The sequence below is a fragment of the Hymenobacter sp. HD11105 genome (assembly GCF_054051685.1).
The window spans coordinates 152,080-178,799 of record NZ_JBSWBR010000007.1; the positions used below are offsets into that span (position 1 = coordinate 152,080).

A 26,720-nucleotide genomic window follows, 5' to 3' on the forward strand; every position below is an offset into this window, starting at 1 on the left:
CAGTAGGCGGCACGGTAATTCATTTCGTCCAAAAGCAAAAAGCCCCCCAAAATGTACTTGGGGGGCTTTTTGTTCTATGTGCGTTGAGATTGAAGGCGCTAAAACGCCTCGCCTACGGCAAAGTAAATGCTGGGGGCGGTGTCGGTGCCGCCGGCGTAGTCGAGGCGAATGTTGAGGCGGTCGCGGCGGTTGAAGCGGAAACGCAGGCCCGCGCCCCCGGCGAACCGGGTGCCGTCGAAGGTGTAGTCCGACAACTTATAGCCGACTTGCCCAGCCCCCAGGAATGCCGCTCCATCGATGCGCCAAAACAGCTTCTGACGAACTTCAGCCTGAAAAGTCATCATCTGCCGGTCGCGGAAACGGGTTTCGTACAAGCCCCGCATCAGAGCGGCGTTGTTGTAGATTGCGCCGCCCAAATTGGCACCCAGACCGCCCATCTCCCGGAAAGGCACATCGCCAGTATGCAGTTGAGTGAGGTATTGCAGGGCCAGAATCGTGTTGTTGGACCCAAACAAAGGCTGGAAGTGACGGGCATCAAGCTGATAGCGCGTAAACTTAAAGTCGCTGCCTAAAGCACCGCCATTCACCAGAATGTGGGCATCTACGAAGTTGCCACGGTAGGTGGTCAGCACATTATCGCGGCCATCATAGAGCAAGGAAGGACCGATGCCGGAGCTCAACGTATTTTCCCGTTCGCGCGGATCGATACGCGGATCGAGTAGGAACGTGTTGGGGGCTCCGTTCTCGGCGTTGCCAGTCGCTCTAATATCGGTCAGATTGGTGAGGCGGTAGCGCAAACCCACAAACAGGTTAGGAGCAATGCGCGGCATCACTTTCTCATCAAAAACAATCAGCTTGAACTCTTGCTCCGACTCGGCCTGACTGCTGTTGTCGTTCCCAACGCCGTAGTAAAATAGCTTCTGATCATAACGGCTCAGCTCGCCCGATAAGAACACCTTTTCGCCGGGCGTAAAAATGGTGTGCGTGAGTTGAAGGGTGCTTTGCTTTTCCTGGCTAAACCAGGCAATAAGGCGGGCATTGGACTTGCGCACCGTAGTGTCGGTACCAAAGCGCCAGACGGGTAAAATGGCCGCCCCAGCCGCAAATCCGGTTTCCTGCTGATAAAAGGCTATCGGAACCGGAATAAAACTGGGTTTGTCGCTGGCCGCGAAGGCCGATCGGCGGGGCTTGTTCAGGCCAGGAGCCGCGGTCGCGGCTGGATCGGTCGTGGGCGACACTTGGGCAAAAGCGCCCGGGGCTGCCAACACACTCAAGGTCAGCAACGAGTAGAGAAAGCGCATAGGATGGCTCGGTAGAAAGTAGGGGGAACTGAACGCAGCTGCTACGATAGGGAGAAGGTAGCAATTCCCATTCAGATTTCACAGCTAACGGTGTAGCCACCTAAACTGTTTTATCTGCCAACCACTACCCAGAGCATAGAAAGCACGCCAGCCAGCATAATCCACTTGCACCAAGCGCTGAGGGTGGTGAAGTGGAGCTTACGGTCGGCACGAAGCAGGCGCCATCCCAAGGCCAACAGCGGTAGCAGAACGGTTACGAATAACCACACTCCTAGCGTCCGAGAAGAGGCAACGAACAGCGCCTGTGCGCTGGCTGCCCCAATGAGCACAAGCAGGTTAATCAGAAAAAAGCCCGTCACCCACTTAGTACGTGCTACGCCCCACACGATTGGCAGCGTTCGGCACTTGTGGGCCGCATCACCACGCATATCCTCAATATCTTTAATAACCTCGCGCACTATGGTAAGCAGGAAGGCAGCTAGCGCATACACCCACACGGCCGTTTGGCCCGTACGCAGTTGTAGCTCGGGCAATAAGACCAGCGCGGCCGTGAGCGTCCCAATGCTCAGATTACCTACCAGCGGCAAGCGCTTAAACCGAGCCGAATAGCCCCACAGCAGCAGCGCCGACCCTAAGTGCACCAGCCCCAGCAGAGGCGACAATGATCCTGCCACCAGTACCCCGATGCCCGTGAGCACCAAATGGGCCATCATGGCGTGGCGCCGGTTTATCACTCGCCCCACCACAAGGCGCCCCGGCCGATTGATACTATCAATCTTGACGTCGTAGTAATCGTTGATGATATAGCCAGCCGCCGCCACGCACAACGACGCCAGAATGAGCAGTGCAAACGGCGCGGTAAGCAAGGGTCGAGGTGTTTGAAGCAAGCAGGCGCGCACCAGAAAGAGGCACAGCGCCATCAGCAGCAGGTTGGGCAAGCGTACTAGCCGGATCACAGGCCGCCACCCCCGGGGCTCCTCGGCGCCGGATACTGACGTAAAAGCGGCGGACGGAGTGGGAGGTAGCATACAACGAAAACCATTGAGAAAGCTTAAAAATGCCCCCCAGAATGTAAGACCGCAAATATCTTGTGCAAAGCCCCAAAAAGAAAGCCCCTCCGTAATGGGAGAGGCTTTCTGGAAAGTAAAAATCTAGGCAGGTAAACCTACACTCGCTTTACGTTTACCGCATTTACTCCTTTGCGGCCTTCCTGCGTTTCAAACTCTACGCGGTCGTTTTGTTGGATTTGGCCCCCGTTAAGGCCGGTAATGTGTACGAAGAAGTCTTCCTTCGTATTGTCATCTGTAATGAAGCCGTAGCCCTTCGACTCATTAAAGAATTTTACGGTTCCTGTTTTCATGAAAAAAATAAAAAAATGGGGTGAATGGATGATGGGGTAAATATAAAGGGATTTTGTAAAAACACAACCCACTCTAAACCACGGTCCAGGTTAAGGAACGTGGTAGTTACCAAGCGTTAACACCCCTCAATTTTGGGTTTAACCCTACCACGTTTGCTGGGCCCGCATTACGGCCTCAATCAGCTCACGGACGGCACCATGGCCGCCGGGCAGGGCCGACACGTAATTGCTGATTTCGCGCACGTCGGTGGCGGCATCGGCAGGGCAGGCAGCTACGGCGCAGCGGCGCATCACTTCCACATCGGGCCTATCGTCGCCCATATAGGCAATGTGGGCCGGATCGAGGCGGTGCAGGTTGATGTAAGTATTGAAAATCTTCATCTTATCATCTATCCCCAAATAAATATCGCGCACGTCCAACGATTCCAGGCGTTTGCGTACGCCCTCCTCCTCCCGCCCCGAGATTACAACAATGCGGTAGCCTTTGGTCAGGGCGTACCGGATAGCAAAGCCGTCGCGGATGTGAAAGGCCCGTGCTTGCTCGCCGGAGTTGAATGCTAGCAGGGTGCCATCCGTCAGCACGCCGTCTACATCAAGAATAAATGCCTGGATAGAAGCCAGGCTAGGAGAAGTAATAGTTGTATCCATTGATAAACTAAAAAGGCTGGATAAGTAAATAGTCGTTTGCACAGCACCCGACCTTTTACTTATCCAGCCATGTAACCTAGTAGAAGAAGCATTTACTGATTATCGCGCCATTCATAGACCCATTTGGCTTGGATCTGCTCCAGGTGGCCTTCATTGGCTTGCTCGCGGGTTCCGGCAAAGTTGGGCAATGATAATACCCATTCTAGCAGCTCAGTGAAGCGAATGCGGTAAATTTTTGCCTCCGAGAATTCGTCCCCAAACTTTTCGTAGAGTGCGATGGCAATGTCTTCGTGGTCGCTCCACTGAATAGGAGGCTCGAAATGATTCATATCGTCGGGTGCTGTGCTGATGATAGTTTAGTGACCGAGGAAATCTTGGGGCGGAATGAGGATAACCAGGTCGTTGCCTTCGGCTTGCACAACGCATTGGCAAGCCAGCCGAGAATTGATGCGCGGATTAACGGCGCGGTCGATAAAATCTTCCTCCTTATCGGAGATTTCGGGCAGCTCGTCTTCGCCTTGAAGCACATACACGTGGCATGTGCTGCACCCGCAGACACCGCCGCAGTTATGCTGGAGGTGAATATCGTTGTTGAGGGCCACGTCCAGCACCGACTCGCCTTGGGCCGCTACGTGCGTTTGCGCGGGCTGGCCATCTTGAAACTGGAAGGTGATGTTAATGGTGTTCACAAAATAGGGTCTTGGGGGGCAATTTAGGGCACGAAGGTACGTACCACTGCTTCCGAATCAAAGCTGAATACCGGCTTCGTTGTTTTGTGGCGCAGGCAGTATTTGCTGCTGAATACTGATACTGAGCAATTTATAGACCTCCAGCCAAGTAGGATGGGCTACTAGCTCAGCTTCATGACGCGCTAGCGTGGGCGCGTCGCGGCGCACTGCCGGCCCGGTTTGTACGCTGAAAGGGGGCGCGGCCAATGCTTTTTCCACCGTTTCGCGCAGCAGCGGCTCGAGTAGGGTAAAGGGCAAGTTTGCCTCTTGCAGCAACGCCTGACTGATGCCCAACAAATGATTGGTGAAGTTGCTGGCAAACACGGCGGCCACGTGCAGGCGCTGGCGCTGGTTGGTAGCCACAAGCTGCACCTGTCGGCTCAGACTGCGAGCCAGAGCAAGCAGCGTGGCTTCTCCGGCCGCATCGGCGGCTTCTATGCACAGGGGCACGGTCGGCCAGTCTATCATCCGGCCGGGGCTGAAAGTCTGGAGCGGATAAAAAACGCCCCCCCGTACCGTTGGCTGCACCTCAAACACAGCTAAGGGCAAGGCACCGGCTGTGTGAGCCACTAGGGCGCCTGCCGGAAAGCGAGCAGTAGTCAGCACACCGGGTACGGCCGCATCTGGTAGGGCTATCAAGTACACGTCCGCGAAAGGCTGGGGGGCAAAATCCAGGCTGGTGCTGACTGCGGCGCCGGGTAGCTGTTGGGCTAGGCTTTGGGCGCTGGCTGCCGTCCGACTCCATACTACTACCACTTGATGACCGGCTCGCACCAGCGCCGGACCAAGCTGAGAGGCTACGCGGCCAGCACCTATTAGGGCGATGCGCTGGGGGGTAAATGGGATTTTGGAACTGCTCATTCGACGCAATAAAATGCTTAATTCTTTAATCAGGCCTTCTTATCAGGGCAAGTCACATGTATATGCCCCGGCTTTATCATTGATTTGCAGGAAAAAAAGATGCACCTTGAAAAGTGACTGCTGTGCTATACCTATTTCAGGCTAACTGCAGCTGCTTCTCTGCTCTTCCAACTCATCCTTCTTCTACTTTCTTTCTATGACAAATTGCTACATGCTAGGCTCTTACTTAGTCAGAGGCAGCCTCTTCCGCCGAATTCGGGCGTTAGGCATGGCGGCACTGCTGGTAGTTAGCGCTACCGCTGCCTCAGCACAGAGCCTCAACTACCTACCTGCCGACGCGCAGAACGTAGTTGGCACCTACACCGACCTCGGCACAACGGGCACCGCAATTACGACCGATAACCTAGACGACGCTAACTCGGCTGCCCAGGAAATTGGCTTCACGTTTAACTACAACGGTCAAGCCTTCACGCAGTTTGTGCTGAATACCAACGGCTACATCAAGCTAGGTGCTACTGCCCCCTCAGCGCCCACCCTCATCAGTCCATTTTTGACTGGCACGGCCGCTGATATCAACATCATCGCGGCCCTATCGAACATCGACCTGACGGGCGCCGCCGACCAAACAGCCACCCCTACTGAGTTTCGGGTAGCTACTACCGGCACGGCAGGCTCACGCGTTTGCACCATTCAGTTCGAGAATCTGCGCGACAAAAACGCCAGCGCAACCGTGCTAGCGCAGTTCGCCACCATGCAGTTTCAGATTAAGCTGTTTGAGGGCTCCAATAATATTGAACTGCAATATGGTACCTGGGTTAGCTCGGGCAATGCCTCAGCTAGTCGAACGTTTGTGGTGGGATTAAAAGGATCTAGCAGCAACCCTTTCAACTTTCTGATAGCCTCCAAAGGTACCGCCACCCAGTTCTGGAGCCTTACCACTTTCGCCTCCAGCGGCTTATTTGGGCATCTTATTTCTAATGCAGCGCTGCCCGATGTAGGCCGTACCTACCGCTTCCGGCCGGCTACTGAGCGCAATGATGCGTCGGTAGCGGTATATACGCTGGGCAAGCTACCCGCGACGGCTGCTGCGCAGCACGTGGTAACGGCCTCTGTTACCAACAATGGCTTCCCCGACAAAGTCAATTTACCTGTCACACTGACTGTTTCGGGGGCCAACACCTTTACCAGCACGAAGATCATCCCGAACATCGCTCCCGGACAGACTGTGCAGGTATCCTTCGATCCTTATCCGGCTACCTTAGCGCTTGGCACTAACACCGTACGAGCCACTATTCCGGCCGATGGAGTTGCCACTAACAATAGCAGCACGTACTCACAGCGCGTCACGGGATTTGATATTTCATATATCGACCAGACCGATACTGAGCTACTAGGCCTAGGGGCACAGGCCCGTTCTCTGCTGGCTACGAAGTATACTATTACCCAACCAAGCACGATCAGCGAAATCAGCGCTATTGTGCCGCCCAGAGCCGGCAACAGTGCTGGCTTCCGCCTGCTCCTGTATGATGCTACGGGCACCAACGGCACTCCTGGCACTGCTTTATTTACTTCGCCTACTCTGAACCGCACGCCGGCAGGCGGCGAGGTATCAGCTGTAGTACCCGACGTGGCTGTTGGCACCTCCTTCTTCGTCGTTATGGAGCTTTCGGAAATCAACCCAGTGATAGCCCTTCAGCAAGAGACTCCCATCAGACCCAATACCTTCTATATACAGGCACCAGGTGGGGCTTGGTCGGCTTTAGCTTTTGCGGGTGGTAATGGCTTCCGCTTAGCGCTAGAGGCCAAGTTCACCGGCGCCTGCCTACAAGTGCGTGATCCTGCTGTAAGCAATATCACCGCTACCTCGGCCACTGTCACCTTTACCCCCACTCCCGGCACTGGCGCTTACGATATAGAGTATGGGCCACGTGGATTTCAGCCAGGCACCGGCACTAAAGTTACCAGCCCAACCTCGCCTGTTAGCTTAACTGGCTTAGTATCGGGCGGCAATTATGATCTGTATGTGCGCAAAAACTGTGGCGCGGAGCTGGCCGTTAATGCTGGCCCAGTGGCGTTTGTTACGCCTTGCGTACCGGCCGCTGTTAGTACTTTCCCCTACAGCCAAAACTTCGATTTCGCGGCAAACAGCACTGTTCCCTGCGGCTTCTCGGTGCTCAATGCTAACAACGATGCCGCTACTTGGCAAGTAGCTACGGGCGGCACGATTGGGGATCCGCAGTACGTGCGGAGCGGGCTCAAGTCGTTGGTGTATTTGTACAACGAGAACCTGACTACTGGCGGCGACGATTGGGTGTTCACGCCGGCCCTCACGCTGGCCGCTGCTCAGCAATACGTAGTGTCTTTTTACAATCGGGTGGGCGTGTTGCCAAACACTACCCAAGTAGTCCCCGAAGGACTTGAGATTCGGGTGGGCACGGCCCCAAACCCCAGCGCCATGACCACGACCATTTTTGATAACCGCAACCTCAACAATGCGGCCTTCACCCTGCGCACCACCGATCCTATTCGGGTGCCTACTGACGGGCAGTACTATATTGGTTTCCACGTGGTCAGCAACCCTGGCGCGTTCATCCTAGCCCTCGACGACGTCACCATTACTGCCGGCGTGGCGACGTCCGTGAATAAGGCCCTGTCGCAGGCCATCGATGCGTATCCTAACCCAACAACGGGGCTGCTTTCGTTGAACCTGAGTGGCACCAATGCCCGCAAGATGTCGGCCACGGTTGTCAACATGGTCGGCCAGACGGTATACTCTCGCTCCCTGAGTGGCAAGCAAGCCCAACTCGATCTGAGCCAGTTGGCGGCTGGTGTGTACATGCTGAAGTTAGAGCTGGATGGCGAAACAGCCGTGAAGCGCATCAGTATTCAAAAGTAGCTGCCCGCAGCTTTCAGCTGAAGCAAAAAAGCCCCCCAGAATTTTCTGGGGGGCTTTTTTATTCGCTTAACAAGCTTTGCGTCTAATCGATAGGGTTAAGCTATTTAAGTTTTAGGCTACCGGTTGAGCACGACGCGGCGAAGTCGTTTTCTTGTTGGCCGTAGCATCCGGGGAAGCGGGCTGGGGGGCATTTTCGCGTACCTCGCGGCGGCGCTTCACGAAGGCCATTCCAAAGCCGATGGTCATGAGCAAAGTGCCACTCCAGAGCAGGTTGATAAACGGCTTCTCCACCGCCTTCAGGATCACATAATCCTTGGCCGTCGTGCTAACACCGAAAGTAAACTTCTGCTTCTCGGGGTCAACATTTATGAAAGACAACCGCAAACCTAAGTCCTCCACCTCATCCGGCACACGACCGATAAGACGGTCGCGCACTACGAACATGGGGTGCACATGGTACTTCTTCTTCTCACCATGCACTATGAAGTCGCCCTGAATAGCCAAGTCGCCCTTTTTCAGGCCTAAACCAGCCGTTTGGTGGGCAGGCTCGATGGCGCGCAGCACGGCAAAGTAGTCATTCAGGAAAATGGTATCGCCTACGGTAATCTCGTGTTCTTTTACCTCCGTCCAGTCTTTCTCCTTGCTCGGGTCGGGCACGGTGCTGATGTGGGAGTAAATGTCGTGGTCGATGAACTGCTTAAGCGCCGGTGAGGCGAGCAGACCCATTTCCTCGTTCACCTGCGCCCGTGGATACAGCGTGAAAGCTTCTCCGGTTTCGCGGTTCTTGTACTCGACGCGGTAGTAGGTATTCTCGGGGCGGATTTCGAGGGTATCACCTATCTTATAGAAGGTCTTGTCCTTGATCTTAATGTCGCCACGGGCAATTACCTTGTACTCATCGTCGGTGCGATAAATAAGCTCTTTGTTAACGTATTCGGGCATGCCGGGCACCTCAAAATACTGTCCGGTGTAGCTCACATCGTACTTGCCCATGGGAGCGGTGTCGTTGCGCCAGAGCAATACGTTGTCACGGTTTATCTCCTCCGGAAACTCCCGCGAGTACACTAAGCCCGACACGTTGGCGGAAATGATATTGGAATAGCCCGCCGAAGCCAGAATTCCCAGCAGCATCAAGGCTACGCCGATGTGGGCCACGGCTCCACCCGATACGCTTACGCGCCGCAAAATCAGATTCAGCAGCATGCCCAGGTTGGCCAGCACCCCAAACAGCGCTGCCGTAAGCAGCAGAATGTAGGTGGGCTCCATTTGCAGCTTGTTGTAGCGCACCAGCAGAATAACCAGAGCCGAGCCTAATAGGGTAAGAATTCCCGGTACCCCCAACGAGTTGAGCAAGCTCTGCTTGTCGTTTTTCTGCCACCACATTACCTGAGCCAATCCCGACAGCACGGCTACGCCTACGCCGATATACAGCTGAATCTTGGTGTAGTGAGCAATCTGGTCGGCGGGCAGGGCTAGATTAGACTTAATGCCCAGGAAACCCAAGAAAGCGTTGTAAACTGGAATACTAGTAGTTACCAGCACCTGGAAAGCGCCCAGACACAGCACAGTAGCACCCACAAATACCCACAGCTCAGCGTTGTAAGTAGTGAGTTCCTTCTCCGAAATCGGGATGCTTTTCCAGCGCCACACCAGCAAGCTGATAGCGACTACAAAAAAGGCCCCCATATAAATCAGAAGCTGCCCCGATAAGCCTAGGTCGGTGAAGGAGTGCACCGAGGCATTACCCAATACACCGCTTCGGGTAAGGAAGGTAGCGTACAGGATGAGCAGGAAAGACGCAATAACGAGCACGAAGGAAGTACGTAAGCCCAAGCGGCTACGCTTCCACAGAATCATGCCGTGGATGGAAGCTACCAGCACCAACCATGGAATGTACACCGCATTTTCAACGGGGTCCCAGTTCCAGTAGCCGCCGAAGTTCAGGGTTTCATAGGCCCAATATGCGCCCATCATTACACCCACGCCTAGCACCAAGGCGCCGAGCAACGTCCAGGGAAGTGCGGGCTTTACCCACTTTGTCAGTTCCCCTTTCCAGAGGCCGGCTAAAGCAAATGCAAACGGTACGAGCGTAAGGGCAAAACCTAGGAACAGCGTGGGCGGGTGAATCACCATCCAGTAGTTCTGAAGCAGTGGGTTTAGGCCGGTACCATCCTGAGGAACGAAGTTGGGATTGAGCTTGAAAACGGGCAGATCAACAAGGAAGTCGCGCAGCAGAATAAAAGGCGACGAGCCAATCTTTAAATCTCCAATCACTACACCCAAGATCATGGACGTGAGGAAAAGCTGCACGCCGGCAAACACGGTCATGACGGGCGCTTCCCACTTGTTATTGTAGCGAATAATGGCGAAGCCTAATACTACATGCCAAAATATCCACAGCAAAAAGCTACCCTCCTGCCCTTCCCAGAAGCAGGAAATCATGTAGTACACCGGCAGGTGATTGCTGGAGTGGCTCCAGACATAGTAGTATTCGTATCGATGCCCGTAGATAAGGCTGAACAGGCAGCCAATAATAGCTAGCACCGCGGCGCCGTGCACAAAAAATGCCCCCCGGCCTAAGCGCTGCCAAGCGGCATCCTCCTGGCCCAAGGACCGCCCGCGAGTAGCCATAAAGTAGGCGTACGCGGCCACGGTAGCGGCCACAAACGCTATAATGACACTTAAGTGTCCGAGGTCGCCGATGAGAGTATTAAGCATGTTTATCGAATATATAGTAAGAGCGACTGACAGCTGATTTTCTGTCGGCGCCCACGGTCTATTGTGCTTTGCGGCGTGCGTTATGTAGCTTTTTCATTCGAGACTGATGACCTCGCCGCGCCGCGCTTACTCGGGAGGGTGCTACTGCTTTAGCCGCCGAAGAGTGTAGGGCCTGCGCAATGGTTTCATAGGCACTATTCCTCGCCTCCGTACCCATCCAGGTCACCCAGCGGCTACTGACCACCACCGGCGGTTGCTCGTCGGTAGCAGTAGTTACTATTTGATAATGGTAGCGGCCGGGGCTGGGCAAGGTGTCAGTGAGGGCGTACTCGGTTTGTAGGCCGCCATACACGCGGCGGATTACGGGTTGCTCACCCACGGCCACGGCTTGTTTCTGATGGGCCTCGCGCCGCAGAATGCGACTTTTGGTGGTAGTTACCGTATCAGGCAGGGTCCAGTTCAAGGTTACAAGTTGCGTCGGTGTAAAAACCGTTTCAGCGGCGGTTAGTTCAGCTACTGGCAAACCTTTTGGCTGTCTGCTCACGGTGAGGGCGAAAGAGCAAAAGTCATTCAGGTAGCCATCCACGTTGAGCAAATAGCGCTGCCCGGTCTTCAGGCCTTCCAACGGTACAAATACGTCGTCCTGAGTACCCAGCGAGGTGCAGGAAACGATTTGGTAAGTGCTAGGCTGACACGGCTCGCCTGTTAAGACCACCAACTGCACGCCCTTCGTATCGCGGCATTTTTGCCCCCCAATGTTCACGAAGTAGCGGCCAGCGGCCTTGGGGGTAAACTCAAACCACTGGTCGTTGTGGTATTTAATGCACTTACCCGTCAGGGCTTCATCTACACACGACCACTGCACTGTGCAGCCAGTCGTGTTAGAAGTCAGTGTTTGCTCAGCCTGTATAGTTAGCCGCTGCTCTATGTCGTCATTGACAACCTGGGCATTAGCAGTCAAAGCTGCGCAGTGAAGAATAAAGGATTGAGCAACGAAAACGCGGAGCCAGAAGCGCATATGCGCCTTGCCTGACCATCTATCCGCATCCTCATTCCTCATGCTTGCTTCTTAATTAACCACAGCTGTTGCGCCTTTCACTTCCGTCTCCACATACTTAGACGGGCATTTCAGCAAAATCTTATCGGCTACGAAAATGTCGTTGCGCATGGCGCCGGTAATTACTACCTGCTCCGACTTGTCGAAGTCCTGAGGCTTGGGGTTAAAGTATATAACCCGCTGGGCAATGCGGTTGGTATCAACCAGCGTGAAAGCGAAGTAATTGGGGTCGAGCGTAGGATTGTACTCCAGGCCCATGATGTTCTTTTGATTGTCGCGGGGCAGGCGGCCCACTACGTGTACTTTAGTCATGTTGCCCTCAGCGGCGCGCTCCCGTGCTTCCTTAAAGGAAACATAGACGCTGGCGTCGCCGGCCGCGCTCATAATAATGCCAATAGCGATGGCGATTACGGCAATGGCGAGGATGTGAGTTTTTTTCATGTTGCGAAAGATGCGGGTCGGTTATTCTGAACAACTAAAGCCGGACGAAAAATCCTTGGGGGGCAAAATTACGAGTGAATCTCCTTCTCTAAGCGGCTCACCTTACGGTCGAGGGAAATCAGGTAGCCAATCAAGCCTACTACGACCACCAGTATCACGGCCACCACTACATAGATTTTCCCATTTTGCCGCAGAGCGTCGGCCATTTCGGGCGTGTCGGCAGTTTGGGCGAAGGCTTGCAGGGCAGTGCCGAGCAGCGCCAATAGGAGCAAAAAGGCGTTACGCCAGCTGTTTTTCATAAATCTTCTGTTTGAGAAATTCGAGGCGGCTGCTCACCTGGGTTATCCAGAAACCGATGAGCGTCCAGCCAATCACGGCGGGGTAGAACACCATGCGCATGTTGCTATCCAAATCATAGTTGCTAAAGCCAGGATTACCACCCGCGCCCGGATGCAGTGAATCGGTGAGGCGCGGCAACACAAAAAGCAAGGGAATAGCGGCCGCAAACGCAAATATGTTGTACACAGCGCTGATGCGGGCCCGCTGCTGCTCATCAGTAAAAGATGAGCGCAATACAATATAAGCCCCGTAGATAAGCATCGCAATAGCGGCTCCATTGAGGCGCGGGTCAGAGGTCCACCAAGCGCCCCAAGTATAGCGCGCCCACATGCTACCCGTAGCCAAGCCAAGCATGCCCATTATGATGCCCGTCTTGGCCGACTCGTGCGACAACGTATCCAAGCGAGCTGTGGGCGTGCGCAAATACCGAATAGAGTAAACGACCGACGTAGTAAGGATAATGGTCATGCCGAACCACATCGGCACGTGGAAATACAGGTTGCGAATGCTTTCATTCACAATATCCAGCCGCGGCACTGGCATCAGCAATCCCGCTACCACCGTGTACAGCACGAGCACCACGGCCAGCACTTTCCACCAGTTTCTTTTTATAGACATGAGCAAGTAGACATAAGTAGAATTACTGCTAGTGACGAAACAAGGCGGCGCACGGCTCGGCTGCCGACGCGCCAGTAAAATAACAAGCTAACCCCTTGGTTTGTGACAACTTCCGGGGGGCATTTTCTTGATTATTATCATTCATTTTCGTCTCGAAGAAGCTTAGCCGCGCCATAAAAAAGGAAACAACAAGTACGACACGGCCGTCACAATCAGGTTGAGCGCCAGCAGGGTAAGCAAAGAGCCACTACTGGCTTCGAACTCCAAGCCATCCAGCGCATTCTTAGACACCTTGATTAGCAACAGGAGCATAGGAATCATAATCGGGAAGCCAAGCACCGCCATAAGGGTGCTGCTATTGGTAGCTTTGGAGGCAATGCCCGACACCAGTGTGAGCGTGGTAGCAAAACCCACTGCTCCTAGGGCCACATTGCCCACAAACAGCGGTACATCCTGCACCGGATTGCCTAGTACCACAGCATAAAGCGCAAACCCCACCAGCGCCAAGCCCAGCAGCAGCACGGCGTTGTAGGCAATTTTGGCCAGAATCACTGCCTGGGGCCGTACCAACGTGTAGTAGTATAGCAGGCGGCCCCTGCTTTCTTGCAGAAAGCCTTTTGCCGCCGCATTTACGGCCGTAAAAAGAAGGATAATCCAAAAGAGTGCGTTCCAGGCCGGAGCTGGTAATTGCCCCCCACGCAGGGCAAAGCTGAGGTAACACACAAATACGGTACTGCCCACGTACAGCAGCATGCCGTTTAGAGCCGCCCGCTGCCGCCACTCCAGACGAAAATCCTTCTGCATTAAATACCAAATCTCACGAAGGAGCAACACGGCACGGGACTAGTGAATGGGACCACAAAGATAGTCACTGGCCGCTGGTTTTGGGTGCTTTAGCCCTGATGTTTAGGATATAGCCGATAAGCTTTTTCGTCTCAAACGAGACACAAAAAAGCCCCCCAAGCGCTGTTTGGGGGGCTTTTTACTACATCAGAGGCCGGAAGCACGCCTCCTCGATAACTCAAATTTTAGAAGTCGTAGCCGAGCGTGAAGTATAATTTAGGACGGCCTAGCCGATAGTCTTCCTGCCCCCAGGCAATATCAGCTTTGCCGTAGAACCCGAGCAAGGTAGTGCGGGCCCCAAAGCCATAGCCGACAAGTAAGGGGTTGCGGAAGTTGACCACCGTGGCAGTGAAAGCATTTCCATTGCCGCCCACAATCTGGGTATTAAAGGAGTTGTTTTCGTTGAACGGGTTGGGCCCAGAATAGGCCGAGCCAGCATCGGCAAAGGCGGTAAGCTGCAGGTTGCGGAAGAAGCCCGACTCAATGGGCTTGTTAGTGAAATACTGAATAATTGGCACCCGCAGCTCTGAGTTGAAGAGCACGTATTTCGGCCCGACGCGCTTGCTATAATCGAAGCCACGCAAGTTGGTCACGAACTGCTGATAGAACATCTGGGTTGGGTCGACGGTGGAGGGCAGTACCCGCTGATCATTCTCATAATCATTGTTGAGCCAGTTGTCCATGCCACCGAGGCGAAACTGCTGGCGAGTATCACCAAAAAACTGTCCGTAGCTGGCGCGGTTCGCCCAGATGATCTGGCGGTGAATTTTCTGATAGTGGCGCAGGTCCACATAGATCTTGCCGAAGTTTTGGTTGTTATCACTCAAGCTGTTAAGCTTCATGATACCAACCTTCATGCGCGTACCCTGCCACATATTGGTACCCGTTGAAATGGCATTGTCGTACACCAATTCGCCGGTAACGCCTAGGTAATTGCGGTTTACATCCACCGAATCGTCAAAGATGTTGATAGATGTCCGGTTCACATTCACGAAGCGGGGCCCACCACGCAGGCTCAGGTTGTGCGTCAGCGGATAAGCAGCCGTTGGGGCTACCTCATGGCGCCCGTAGCGGGTCCGGCCATAAGTAGCGGCGATGTCGAAGAAGTACGCTTGCTTCTCGTAGCGCAAACTGAAATCGACGCGGCGACGCAGGTCGGTGTACTGGGCGTACATGCTGCTGGTACGTAAATCGGTGAGGGCAAAAATACCCGCCTGAATACGCTGGTTCTCAAACAGGTCAGTCATGTTAGCCTGCCCAATCAAGCCAAAGCCCAACAGCGGGTCCACGTACAGCGACGACACTACATTATCGATGCTGAACTGGGGTGAGTAGCGATAAGGGCCGCTCACGGCAAATGCATCGGCGGGCGGGGCCGTGGGCAAGTTGGCAGCCGTGGCCGAACGACGGCGGGCATTTACGCGTGTGGGCGCATCTTCCTCAAACTGATAGTCGCTGGTGTCGATAGGTTTGTCTGCCTGCTGTTGGGCTGTAGTAGGCGGCGTAGCCGTGGAGTCAGGCGAAGTTTGCCCCCCAGGCTGCCCAGCTACGGCAGCTGAATCGGGCGCGGCCGAAGTTGAGTCGGGCGCGGTCGGAGGAGCCGGTGCTGACCGCGGCGCGGCAGGTGCCGCCGGAGCGGAGCGGTCTTCCAGAATCTCCTGACGAGCCGTTTTGGCGAGGGTCATGTTTTCGGCCAGCGCGTACGTGGGGTACACATACACCATGTCGCGGGCACGGTCAGCGGCCACAAAACCTAGCGCACCGGTACCAGTACTATAGTCGAAATCTTTGATATTGGGAGAGAAATTGGTAACAGCCGTCCGCTGTCGGGTAGCGAGCGAGAAGCGGTACAGGCTACGTACGCCGCTTTCTTCACCCAGATATAGAATCTCGGTATCAGACAGCACCCGCGGGCGGCCCTCGTTAGAGATGGTGCTCACCAGCGACTCCACTGGCTGTGCCCGCCCATCGAGGTGGTACATAAACAAATCGTAGTTGTTTACTACACTGGCAAAGCTGCCTTCAGCCGTACCATCGGCCCAGCGGTTGGAGCTGAACACGATGCCTGCGCCATTGGGCAAAAACACCGGCTGCACATCGTCGAACAGGTCGTTGGTGATGCGCTCGGGTGTGCGGCTGCCGGCCCGCAGCAGGTATAGATCATTTTGCCCCCCACGTGTGCCACTGAATACCAGCGCCTTACCATCAGGTGAGTAGGCCAGGTCGAGCACTTGGGAGAAAGGTCTAAAAATAGAGGAGCCACCACGGTTGAAAGGCAACAGTTCCTTCATATTCGTAATCACGCTGTTTAGTCCTCCAGCATCGGCTGGGCGCAGACGTAGCGTCATGTAGCCTTTGTCCATCTCGGCCACTGCCACTTGCGAGTTACCACGCCAAGCCAACACAGGCAGGCGGGTCTCCACTTGTTGGTCGGGTGTTTTGTAGCTGCTACGATGAATGGTATGCTTGCCCGATCCGTTGCGGTTAATGGTAATCACGCGGTACCGTCCCCGGTCGTTTGATACATAAGCCAAACGCTGGCCATTTGGGCTCAGCACGGGCTGCGAGTACAACACGCCCTTGCGGTTATTGCGCACTACCTGGTTTTTCTCATCGGGCATTACCAGCGGCACCACTTGCTGGGCATTGAGCTGACGGTAGTACGTCAGCCAATCGCGCAAGAACACCTTGTAGGGCACATTCAAAGAGCTGCTGATACCAACCTCCACATCGCGGGTGATGCGCGTTAGGTTTAGTATATTTTGAATAGTGGTGTAGCCGTAGCGCTCCGCAATGTAATTCCAGACGCTTTGGCCAGCCAGTTGCGGATTGCGCAGGAAGAATGGGGCCGTTTTGGTGCCCTCAAACTGCTGCGTCATGTTGCGCATGTAGTCGTCCATTTCCACGCTCCAACCTTCGGCGGCGTAGGCAGAGGCGCCAGCAATAAACCACTCGGGCAATTGCAACAGGTACGTGCTCTGAATGACTTCTTTCAGAGAGCCACCATACATCATATCGTTGAGCAGCACACGGGTAATCTGCGCGCTGACATCGCGCTTAAATAGTGTTTGCTGGCCCTGAAAGGCAATTTGCACCTTATTCATCCGCAGCAGCGAAGTTTCGCCGCCAGTCTGGTACTTGTCGCTATCGAGGCCAATATTGCTCTGCCGCAGGTCGCCCACGGAGTTATAGAGCATCACGGTGGTTTTGGAGTACGGGTAGTAACCGATCAGCGAAGAAACGCGCTGTAGCTCCTTCTCAGCATATTCGGCCGCCCGGCGAGCGGTGTTTTCGCCCCCGGCATAGTAGTAAATATTGAAGTTCTGGGTGCTGAGCAGCTGCCAGTTGAACTCTTTGTATTGAATACGAACGCGCCCAAACTGCTCCTGAGCCGTTTGAGCCCGGGCCTCACCGGCCATCATCAATCCACCAACCAACAACGCTCCGACCACCCAAAGCCGGCGCGTTAATAAAAAGGATACGTGCTCCATATAGAAAGCAAAAGGGCAGAAAATCAGGAAGAAACGCCGACCGTGGTAGGTACGGAAATATACAACGAATGATGCCGCGAAATATTGACCTCGGGCCAAATGGCTTCAGTACCTTCCAGCACTGAGGCAAAATGGTTTGCCAGCCGCGGAGCGAGCATCACGCCCTTTGAGCCAAAGCCATTAAATATACTCAAAACCGGCCAAGCTGGATGCACTCCCAGCACGGGTTTTCTGTCGCGTGAGGCCGGCCGGAAACCAGCCCGCTGAGCCAGTACTTGAAATGGCAGATCGGACATCTCCGCGAAGCGCTGACTGAGTTCTGTGCGGGCCTCTTCCGTAATGCCAGTGGGCAACGGCGCCCAGCGATATGTAGCGCCCACCCGAAACTTTCCGTCGCCGAGTGGCACCACGTAGCCGCCTTTGTTCAGCACCTGCTCCGACGACAACCCAGGGCAGGCAACGTCCAGTACCTCGCCCTGATTGGCCGTAATAGGCAGCCAGTTGAAATACGGATTGCGCACGACTGCGGCGCCTTCACAGCACACAAATTGCCGAGCCTGCACTGCACCCGCGTAGGTCACGCCAGCCGGGCCGACAACAAGCTCTTTCCAATCAAAAGTTTCGTGCCGCAGCCAGCCCTTTTGCAGGCCGTCGGTGGCGAAAGCCGTCAGCATTTCGCGCACGGCCACATAGCCGCAGTGACGAATCAAAACGCCCCCCAAGTCAGTGCGCACGCCGGGGCTGGGGGGCAAATCGGCGGTAATGTCTCCCACAAATCCCTCCCAGGGCTGGTCGGCGCTGCGGGCTATGATAGTATTTTGCTCCTTCACGGAAGAGAACAATTTCAGGATCGGCGTTTCGAAGAAAAACTGTTGGCCAAACTCAGCTTCCAATTTTCGATAAAAAGCCGCCGCCGCCGGAATCAGCTCAGCCGCCCGCCACGACAAAGCAAAGCGCTGCCCAGTTACGGGGTTCATCAAGCCAGCGGCTACCGTGGAGGCTGTATCGGCCCGTTGCTCATCGATTACCAGCACCGCACAGCCGCGCTGACGCAATTCGTAAGCGAGTGTGGCGCCGGCCAAGCCGTGGCCCAGAATGAGGTAGTCGTAGGTAGTCATGGAAGCAATGGGGAGCAGTGAGAACAGCGCAAACAAGTAATCGGCTACGAAGGTACTCACGCAACTTCGCGTCACTCCTCGTAACTTACCCTCCCAAGTACGTTCGGCGCCTGCCGGTTCCCACCAAAAGCTAATATGACTGTCTCTGGTTTCACCTTCAACGCTTTTTCCGAAAACACTTACCTGCTTCACGACGCGACTAAGCAATGTGTCGTCATTGACCCCGGCTGCTATGATAAGGCCGAACAGCAAGCCCTGAAGGCCTTTATCCAAGAGCAAGGCTTAGAGGTAGTGCTGCTGTTGAACACCCACTGCCACATCGACCATGTGTTTGGTAATCAATTTATTATAGACACCTACAAAGTTCCGTTTCTGATTCACGAAGCCGACCTGAGCGTGCTGCGAGCCGTGCCAACCTACGCGCCCAGCTACGGCTTTCCACTTTATAACCCAGCCGAGCCTACCGGTTTTTTGACGCCCGGTGAGCCCATTACCTTCGGCGACACCACGCTGGAAGTGCGCTTTGCTCCAGGCCATGCGCCAGGCCACGTCGTGTTTTACCATGAGCCCACTGAAACCGTTATTGGCGGCGACGTGCTGTTTCAGGGTAGCATCGGCCGCACCGACTTGCCGGGGGGCAATTACGATACGCTTATCGAAAGCATTAAAAACCAGTTGCTTACTTTACCCGATTCGGTAACATTATATCCCGGTCATGGGCCGGCTACTACTATTGGCGCCGAACGGCGGTCCAATCCGTTTTTGCGCTAACGTCGATTTTTAGCTTACATGAAGAATCATTTGCCCAACGCTATTACCTGTCTCAATCTGTTTGCGGGCTGTTTGGCGCTTTGCAATGTATTTGCCGGCCGCTTGGAGCTGGCTGCTTACTTGGTGGGCTTGGCCGCCGTATTTGATTTTGCCGATGGTCTCGTGGCCCGTGCTTTACACGCTAGCTCGCCCATTGGTAAGGATCTGGACTCACTGGCTGATATGGTCTCGTTTGGTGTGGTGCCGGGCGCTATGCTATATCATTTGCTGGGCCAGGGGGCAAATTCACTGCCTTTTTGGTTGCCATACGCAGGCTTTATCGTTACTGTGTTTTCTGCCTTGCGCTTAGCCAAGTTCAACAACGACACGCGCCAGACCACTTCGTTCATCGGGTTGCCCACGCCAGCCTGCACATTGGTGGTCGCATCTCTGCCCCTGATTTTAGCCTACGACACCTATAATCTTTCGTCTCTGATTCTGAATCCTTGGGTTCTTTTGGGCCTCACTTTACTGCTGTCGGGGTTGCTGGTGGCTGAGCTTCCTTTGTTTGCCCTGAAGTTTAAGAACTTGACTTGGCAAGACAACTCCGTCCGCTTTGTGTTTCTGTTGCTATCGCTGGCTCTGCTGCTGGTATTGCAGGCGGCGGCCGTACCGGTTATAATTTTGTTATATGTCCTGCTTTCGTTGTGGCGACCGGCTTTTGGTTGAGTTTTTGGGCTGAAACTCAACACAATATTTGCATTCGATGGTAGTTATATAGCTGGCCCGTGCTGTCTTGCTTATAGCCAATTCTCGCACGGCTTCTATCTACTGCCTTATCTGCTTTCTATCGCTTATACGTCTATGCGCTTTTTTACGCTTTTACTGCTCGTTTGGGGGGTTATGAGTTTTGCGCCCCAGGCGCAGGCCCAAGCCACTGAGCAGACAGCGCAAGCCACCATAGAATGGCAGGGCTACCAAACTATATATGCGCGCACCGGCCAAGCCAGCCGCGTGCCGAGCTTCAGAGGCGCTACCTACACTCCCTCCGATCTTGTGGGCACATATACTCTGCGCCTGCCTGGCCGAGTAGCCAGTGGGCAGCTGCGCAATGCCGTGTATGAGCCTTTCTCCGCCGCCGATGCAGCGCTCTTCACCCAGGCAAATTTGCCCCCCGAACCCACGCTGAGTCTCCGCACCACCACAGAGTTGCGGGCCCCCGTGAGCTTTATTTCCTTTCAGCCAATCCGGCGCAATACCCAAAGCGGACAAGCGGAGCGGCTGGTATCCTTTGAGTACACTTATGTAACGGCGCCTGCTACGGCAGCGCGGGGGGGCAGGCCTCACCCAAGTGCCTCAGTATTGCAGCAAGGCGACTGGTTTAAAATTGGGGTGCCCGCTAGTGGTATATACAAGCTGGACAGAGCAGCTCTAATAGCATTGGGACTAAATGCCCAGACCATCGATCCGCGGCGGCTACAGATTTATGGTAACGCCACGGGTATGCTGCCCCAGCCTAATAGCGCTTATCGCCCCGACGACTTGGTTGAGAATGCTATTTTCGTGGCCAATGATAACAACGACGCCACCTTCAATGACAACGAATACGTCCTGTTTTATGCCCGCGGCCCACACACTTGGGAGCGGGAAGCGCCTACCATCAACCGTTTTCGCCACTCTTACCACCTCTACACCGATACGGCCTATTACTTTGTGACCGTCGGTGCTACGCCCGGCAAGCGTGTTGGACAGGCGCCCGCCGTCACGGGAGCGCCCACGGCCACGATTACCACCTTTGCCGAGCGCAAATTCCACGAGCTTGACCTGATTAACATACTGAAGTCGGGGCAGCAGTGGCTGGGCGAGAAGTTCGAATCAGGTACCCGTCTGGAAATCCCCTTCGCTATTCCTGATCTAGTACCGGGTTCCCCGGTGCAAATCACGTCTTCGGTTGTAGCTGCCTCTAATAATGTATCGAGCTTTCAGCTAAGTCTTGGGGGTCAAAACATCGCTTCCCAGTCGGTGGCCGGCTACAGTCGACGAGATTTTTCAGAAATAGCAAATACGAGCCGCATTACCGCAACTACCTCTGCGCCTGCCGCCACTGATTTACGCGTGGCGCTTACCTATACGGCTACCGGCACCTCCGCCGCTGGCTATCTGGACTATCTGGAGCTAAATGCCCAGCGCCAACTGCGGTTCATGGGTTCGCAGTTGGAGTTTCGCTCGTTTGAGAACATCAATCGAGGTGCCGTTAGCCAGTTCTCATTGGCTAATGCAAGTGGCGTAACAGTCTGGGAAGTTACGAATCCGCGCCGGCCAGTAGCTCGTGCACTGAACTCTAATGGCGGTTTTCTAGCTCCCACCGATTCTCTGCGCGAGTTCATTGCCTTTGCGGGCAGCAGCTTCGATACTCCCCGGAGCTTTGGCCGCGTAGCGCCCCAAAATCTGCATGCTCTTAACTTAGATGGTCGTCTCGATTTTGTTATTGTTACCCATCCGCTGTTTCGGGCCGAGGCCGAACGTTTGGCTGCATACCGTCGCAACCCAGTCCGCTCCGCCGATAAGTTGAATGTAGCCGTCGTCACGACGGAGCAGATATATAATGAGTTTAGCTCCGGTGGTCAGGATGTAACGGCCATCCGCGATTTTATGAAAATGGTTTATGACCGTACGCCTGCCGGTAAGCGCAATATGCTGCTGCTATTTGGTGATGCGTCGTTCGATTATAAGTCAGATCCCGCCAACGACTTATCTAAGATGCCGGAGTGGTGGAAACTGCGGCGACTATCCGAAAAAGGCCCCCAGAACATTGATAGGGTCAATCAGAACTATGTGCCCGTGTATGAATCGCGCGAGTCGTTCAACCGCGTATATCCACGTCCGAGCGCAGCTTCAATTTCCTACTCATCCGACGATTACTTTGGGTTGCTCGACGATGAGGAAGGCCGCTGGGATGAGAATGGCATTCCTGTGAGCGAAGGGCTCGACATCGGCATCGGCCGCCTACCGGTGCGTACGCCCGTCGATCAGCCTCGCTCCACTACGCAAGCTAAACTCGTAGTAGACAAGCTCATCGCCTACGATTCGCCAGCTACATACGGCAAATGGCGTAATCGCCTCACGTTTGTTGCCGACGATGGCGATAGAGATGAGCATGTGATAGGATCCACGGAGCCCTTAGCGAATAACATTGTAGCTCGCAAACCAGCCTACAACGTGCACAAAGTGTACCTCGACATGTATCCACAGGTTGCGGGCGCTGGGGGGCAAAATTCCCCTAACGCCAGCCGAGCCATTGATGAAGCCATTGAACAAGGCACTCTGATTATTAATTACGCCGGCCATGGCGGCACCACCGGCTGGGCTGATGAGCAGATTTTAACTAAATCCAACATACTAAATCTAAAAAACACGTCGCGGCCGACGTTCATGCTCACCGCTACCTGCGACTTCAGCACTTACGATGATCCTGAGTTTGATTCGGCGGGAGAAGTGGCCCTTACCAATGTCAGTGGCGGAGCTATTGGGCTGCTTACCACCACGCGGGTAGTTATTTCTACCTTCAACTTTTTACTGAATGAGCGTTTTTTTGATGTGGTGTTTTCGCCCATCAATGGCCGAATGCCACTGCTCGGTGATGTAATGGCCCTGACTAAAAACGGCAGTCAGGCCGGCGACAACAATCGTAACTTCTCCTTGCTCGGCGACCCTTCTGCCCGCTTAGCTTACCCTGAGCAAACAGCAACTATTCGTCAACTTAATGGGAAGCCCATCGCGGCCGCTTCCGATACGCTGCGGGCCCTTTCGCGTGTGGAGCTAGCTGGTAACGTAACCACAGCCGCGGGCACTGTGGACGCCGGCTTTACGGGCAAAGTACAGGTGACGGTGTTCGAAAAGCCCGCCACCATCATGCTGCTAGGCAATGAAGTCGGAGACAGCAAGCCTAATATAGCCGTGCAGCGCGACATCATTTATGATGGCCAGGCTACTGTTCGCAATGGTGAATTCAAGCTTGCCTTTGTTGTGCCAAAAGATATCAATTATAGCTTCGGCCTAGGTAAGATCAGTTTATACGCTTCCGATTCTATACGCCGCGCCGATGCACATGGCGCCACCAGCTTGGTGGTGGGGGGCGTTTTAGACAACGCGCTTAGGGATACTATTCCGCCCGACATCCGTTTGTTCATGGACAACGAGTCATTCGTATTTGGCGGCCTCACCGGTACTTCTCCTTTCCTGCTTGGCCGCTTGCGTGACCAAAGTGGCATTAATACCGCCAGTTCAGGTATTGGCCATGAGATAACGGCCGTTCTGGATAATGACGTAAGCCAGCTCGTCATCTTAAATGATTATTATACGGCTGAGGTAGACAGCTTCCAGACAGGCCGCATACGCTACTTATTCAAGGATTTAACCCCAGGCCCACACATACTTCGGGTCAAAGCCTGGGATACATTTAACAATTCGGCAGAGAAGGAAATTGAGTTCATCGCAGCCAGCACCGATAAGCTGGCACTCAAGCATGTGCTCAACTACCCCAATCCGTTTGCTACCTCTACTACGTTTCACTTTGATCATAACCGCAGCGGCGAAGATCTCGACATTCAGGTGCAAATCTTTACGGTATCGGGCAAACTGGTGCGCACTTTGCGCTCCACCGCCGTTAGCAGCAATTCTCACCTTAGTGATGTCGTTTGGGACGGACGCGACGAATTTAATGACCAATTAGCCCGTGGCGTATATGTATACCGAGTCACCGTGCGTTCTCCGCGGGACGGCTCAACCGCTTCTAAATTCGAAAAACTAGTTCTTCTCCATTAACTTGCTGGCCTTGCCCTCATCTTTCCGCCCATCTTTTTCCGACTGTATGCTCTTGTCGAAGCTGCCTTTGCGCTTTGCGCTACTCCCTGGTTTGCTGAGTTTATCCCTGGTGGCTACGGCCCAGGATAACGGTACCAAAGTTATTACCACGGCCGTTCCTATTCTTACCCTCAGCCCCGACTCGCGGGGAGCAGCACTTGGTGAAGCTGGTGTGGCAACTTCGCCCGACGCTAATTCCTCTTACTACAATGCGGGTAAGCTAGGCTTTGTACCCAACCAGTACAGCGTATCGCCCTCTTACACGCCTTGGCTGCGCAACATCGCCGATGATATGGGCTTGGCCTATTTGTCGGGCTACGCGAAGCTCAATCAGCGGGCAGCTATCTCTGCTTCCCTTATGTATTTCGATTTAGGAAGCATATCGCTGCGCTCGGCTGCTAACCAACCACAGGGTGAGTTCAATCCGAAAGAGTATGCCTTCGGATTATCATACGGTCAGAAGCTGAGTGAGAACTTCGGTCTAGGCGTTACTGCCCGCTATATTCGCTCCAACCTTGTCGGGCCTACCAGTGGTGGGGACTCTAAGCCTGGCAACTCCTTAGCGGTTGACTTGGGCACCTATTACACCCGTGATCTTAACATTGGTGGAGGGGCCTACAATCTATCGCTCGGCGCATCGATAGCAAACATCGGTAATAAGATGACTTACACCGATGCGAACCAAGCCGACTTTCTGCCTATGAACTTGAAGTTCGGCACCGCTATTACTCGGGAGCTTGATGCCTATAATAAGCTCACGCTAACAATTGACGGTAACAAACTGCTAGTACCTAGCCCGTACTACGAAAATAATGTTGCTTCCGATTTAGCTAGCCAGCAGGCTTATCTTCAGCGGCGTGACGAAGAGAATGAGCGCAGAAGACGTCAGAACGTTACCAGCGCCGTCTTAAACTCATTCAGCGACGCGCCTGGTGGCTTTAGCGAGGAAATGCAGGAAATAAATGTTTCCGCTGGCCTAGAATACACGTATAACGATCTGCTCATGGCTCGGGTGGGTTATTTTTACGAGAACCCCGAAAAGGGAGATCGTCGCTACCTAAGCCTAGGCTTAGGAGTACGTTACCAAGTTTTTGGTGTTGATGGTGCTTACCTGGTGCCCAATTCCCGAGCTAATCCGCTTGCTCAAACTATTCGGGTGTCGTTACACTTTAACTTCAATAAGCTTGAAGAAGCTTTTGGTAACGACTCCTCCCCTATCAACTAAACCGCTTCTATGCTCGACCGTCAAGTCGCTCCTCCCGTTCAGCCGCTGGCCAGTGTCACACTGCCAGCGGCTGACGTGTTTTCGCTCCCTAATGGTGCTCGCCTACACATACTCCGAAATGATGCCCAACCAGTCATTCGGTTGCAAATCGTGTTTCCAGCAGGTAAGTGGTATGAACCCAAGCCTGGTGTATCGCTACTTACCGCTCGTATGCTACTGGAAGGTACTCGCACGCGTACGGCCCGTCAAATCGCTGATACAATAGCCTTCTATGGTGCTTCCATAGAATGTGAGCAAGGCTTCGATCGTGCTACGCTCACGCTTTATTGCCTCTCACGCCATCTAGGTCAATTGATGCCTTTAGTGTTGGATGTAGTAACTGAGGCTATCTTCCCTAAAGCTGAGTTCGAGTTACTTAAAAACCGTACTATCCAAAACGTACGGATTGAACGTCAGAAGACGGGATACCTGGCTGCTGAGCGCTTTTCGCGCAACCTCTTTGGTAGTACCCATCCCTATGGTGTTGAGTTTGACGAAAACACGATAAGTAAGCACACCACCGAAACAATAAGTGATTTTTACCAAACAGCCTACCAACTAGGCTCTGCTGAAATCTTCTTATGTGGTGATGTTTCGGAGCAGCACGAGCAACTTGTTCAGCAGACTTTAGGGCAAGGTGCCCGCTACACACTATTAAGCGACACAGTAGAAAGGCAATCCGTTGGGGGATTAAGTCAAGACTATGTTACGGTACCACAAAGTTTGCAGTCCTCTCTACGCATCGGACGCTTATGGCCATCTCCTACTCACCGCGATTCGCATCAACTAGGGGTGCTAGTCAAGGTACTGGGGGGCTATTTTGGCTCCCGTCTGATGAAAAACGTCAGAGAAGATAAAGGCTTTACTTATGGGATTTACTCCAGTGTAGCTCCGCGCGAGCACGCTAATCTTTTTGTAATTGGAGCAGATGTAAACGCTGCGAGTGCGGTGGCCGCCGTAAAGGAAGTGCATTACGAATTGCGGCGTTTGCAAGAAGAACTAATACCCAACGACGAATTGCAAACTGTCAAAAACTATATGGCAGGCAAGTTCGCGAATGAACTGAGTACAGTATTTGAGCAATGTGATAAATACAAAAATGTAGTCCTGCTTGGGCTACCCAGCACACATTACTCTGACTTTCTAGCTCAGATTGATATTGTTACTCCTGATACATTACAACAACTAGCTCAGACTTACTTATCACCCAATGATATGGTGGAAGTAGTTGCTGGACCCGTCGTAATCTAAGCCTGCACGTTAGGCTTTTGAAATAACAGTCGTAAATCGATCGCACCCTATTCTACTAAGTGCGAAAAGGCCTACTAGACAATCTAGTAGGCCTTTTTCGTTAGTGTAAAGTAATGTTGAGCCTAAAGATGTGGCTTATATCTAGAAATAGTCTTCCCGTTGTTGGGGTGGTA

21 protein-coding genes are annotated in these 26,720 nt (G+C 53.8%); 6 read left to right on the plus strand and 15 right to left on the minus strand.

What is annotated here, in order from left to right:
• Positions 1 to 98: 98 nt before the first annotated feature.
• The 7 genes from ACW9KT_RS18505 to ACW9KT_RS18535 form a co-directional block, all read right to left on the minus strand.
• Positions 99 to 1,301 (minus strand): BamA/TamA family outer membrane protein, encoded by a 1,203-nt coding sequence (locus tag ACW9KT_RS18505; RefSeq protein ID WP_457083132.1) that lies wholly within the window; start codon positions 1,299 to 1,301, stop codon positions 99 to 101.
• Positions 1,302 to 1,411: 110 nt separating this feature from the next.
• Positions 1,412 to 2,329: a geranylgeranylglycerol-phosphate geranylgeranyltransferase gene (locus ACW9KT_RS18510; RefSeq protein WP_457083134.1), complete on the minus strand. Its 918-nt coding sequence runs from the start codon at positions 2,327 to 2,329 to the stop codon at positions 1,412 to 1,414.
• Between the two features lie 137 nt (positions 2,330 to 2,466).
• A complete protein-coding gene (locus tag ACW9KT_RS18515) occupies positions 2,467 to 2,661 on the minus strand; it encodes a cold-shock protein (RefSeq protein ID WP_133274106.1) in 195 nt (64 codons plus the stop codon).
• Positions 2,662 to 2,805: 144 nt separating this feature from the next.
• Positions 2,806 to 3,309, minus strand: a complete 504-nt coding sequence (locus ACW9KT_RS18520) for a KdsC family phosphatase (protein ID WP_457083136.1) — start codon at positions 3,307 to 3,309, stop codon at positions 2,806 to 2,808.
• A 92-nt stretch (positions 3,310 to 3,401) separates the two neighbouring features.
• The gene (gene iscX, locus ACW9KT_RS18525; protein ID WP_457083138.1) at positions 3,402 to 3,638 is read right to left on the minus strand and encodes a Fe-S cluster assembly protein IscX; all 237 of its coding nucleotides are present in this window, start codon (positions 3,636 to 3,638) and stop codon (positions 3,402 to 3,404) included.
• Between the two features lie 27 nt (positions 3,639 to 3,665).
• Positions 3,666 to 3,998: a 2Fe-2S iron-sulfur cluster-binding protein gene (locus ACW9KT_RS18530; RefSeq protein ID WP_457083140.1), complete on the minus strand. Its 333-nt coding sequence runs from the start codon at positions 3,996 to 3,998 to the stop codon at positions 3,666 to 3,668.
• 57 nt (positions 3,999 to 4,055) lie between these two features.
• Positions 4,056 to 4,898 (minus strand): Rossmann-like and DUF2520 domain-containing protein, encoded by an 843-nt coding sequence (locus ACW9KT_RS18535; protein ID WP_457083142.1) that lies wholly within the window; start codon positions 4,896 to 4,898, stop codon positions 4,056 to 4,058.
• A 196-nt stretch (positions 4,899 to 5,094) separates the two neighbouring features.
• Between ACW9KT_RS18535 and ACW9KT_RS18540 the strand changes: the two genes are divergently transcribed.
• Positions 5,095 to 7,794, plus strand: a complete 2,700-nt coding sequence (locus tag ACW9KT_RS18540) for a T9SS type A sorting domain-containing protein (RefSeq protein ID WP_457083144.1) — start codon at positions 5,095 to 5,097, stop codon at positions 7,792 to 7,794.
• A gap of 111 nt (positions 7,795 to 7,905) precedes the next feature.
• On the opposite strand, the gene ccsA is transcribed toward ACW9KT_RS18540, so the two are convergent.
• From ccsA to ACW9KT_RS18580, 8 genes are all read right to left on the minus strand, one after another.
• A complete protein-coding gene (gene ccsA, locus ACW9KT_RS18545) occupies positions 7,906 to 10,512 on the minus strand; it encodes a cytochrome c biogenesis protein CcsA (RefSeq protein ID WP_457083146.1) in 2,607 nt (868 codons plus the stop codon).
• Positions 10,513 to 10,570: 58 nt separating this feature from the next.
• The gene (locus tag ACW9KT_RS18550; RefSeq protein WP_457083148.1) at positions 10,571 to 11,473 is read right to left on the minus strand and encodes a hypothetical protein; all 903 of its coding nucleotides are present in this window, start codon (positions 11,471 to 11,473) and stop codon (positions 10,571 to 10,573) included.
• Positions 11,474 to 11,581: 108 nt separating this feature from the next.
• The gene (locus ACW9KT_RS18555; RefSeq protein WP_457083150.1) at positions 11,582 to 12,010 is read right to left on the minus strand and encodes a cytochrome c maturation protein CcmE domain-containing protein; all 429 of its coding nucleotides are present in this window, start codon (positions 12,008 to 12,010) and stop codon (positions 11,582 to 11,584) included.
• A gap of 68 nt (positions 12,011 to 12,078) precedes the next feature.
• Positions 12,079 to 12,309, minus strand: a complete 231-nt coding sequence (locus ACW9KT_RS18560) for a CcmD family protein (RefSeq protein WP_457083152.1) — start codon at positions 12,307 to 12,309, stop codon at positions 12,079 to 12,081.
• A complete protein-coding gene (locus ACW9KT_RS18565) occupies positions 12,290 to 13,048 on the minus strand; it encodes a cytochrome c biogenesis protein (RefSeq protein WP_457083173.1) in 759 nt (252 codons plus the stop codon). The genes ACW9KT_RS18560 and ACW9KT_RS18565 overlap by 20 nt, the downstream gene beginning before the upstream one ends.
• A gap of 81 nt (positions 13,049 to 13,129) precedes the next feature.
• Positions 13,130 to 13,771, minus strand: coding sequence for a heme exporter protein CcmB (locus tag ACW9KT_RS18570; protein ID WP_457083175.1), 642 nt, complete (start codon positions 13,769 to 13,771; stop codon positions 13,130 to 13,132).
• 224 nt (positions 13,772 to 13,995) lie between these two features.
• A complete protein-coding gene (locus ACW9KT_RS18575; protein WP_457083154.1) occupies positions 13,996 to 17,301 on the minus strand; it encodes a hypothetical protein in 3,306 nt (1,101 codons plus the stop codon).
• 23 nt (positions 17,302 to 17,324) lie between these two features.
• Positions 17,325 to 18,419, minus strand: coding sequence for an NAD(P)/FAD-dependent oxidoreductase (locus ACW9KT_RS18580; protein WP_457083156.1), 1,095 nt, complete (start codon positions 18,417 to 18,419; stop codon positions 17,325 to 17,327).
• 135 nt (positions 18,420 to 18,554) lie between these two features.
• Here ACW9KT_RS18580 and ACW9KT_RS18585 point away from each other — a divergent pair, with 135 nt between their 5' ends.
• The 5 genes from ACW9KT_RS18585 (at position 18,555) to ACW9KT_RS18605 (ending at position 26,547) form a co-directional block, all read left to right on the plus strand.
• Positions 18,555 to 19,190, plus strand: coding sequence for an MBL fold metallo-hydrolase (locus ACW9KT_RS18585; RefSeq protein WP_457083158.1), 636 nt, complete (start codon positions 18,555 to 18,557; stop codon positions 19,188 to 19,190).
• An 18-nt stretch (positions 19,191 to 19,208) separates the two neighbouring features.
• A complete protein-coding gene (locus ACW9KT_RS18590; protein WP_457083160.1) occupies positions 19,209 to 19,898 on the plus strand; it encodes a CDP-alcohol phosphatidyltransferase family protein in 690 nt (229 codons plus the stop codon).
• Positions 19,899 to 20,033: 135 nt separating this feature from the next.
• Entirely contained in the window at positions 20,034 to 23,993 is a 3,960-nt protein-coding gene (gene porU, locus ACW9KT_RS18595) for a type IX secretion system sortase PorU (protein ID WP_457083161.1), read from the plus strand.
• 46 nt (positions 23,994 to 24,039) lie between these two features.
• Positions 24,040 to 25,257, plus strand: coding sequence for a type IX secretion system outer membrane channel protein PorV (gene porV / locus ACW9KT_RS18600; RefSeq protein ID WP_457083163.1), 1,218 nt, complete (start codon positions 24,040 to 24,042; stop codon positions 25,255 to 25,257).
• Positions 25,258 to 25,266: 9 nt separating this feature from the next.
• On the plus strand, positions 25,267 to 26,547 hold the full coding sequence (locus ACW9KT_RS18605) for a M16 family metallopeptidase (RefSeq protein WP_457083165.1): 1,281 nt from the start codon (positions 25,267 to 25,269) through the stop codon (positions 26,545 to 26,547).
• Positions 26,548 to 26,720: the final 173 nt, after the last annotated feature.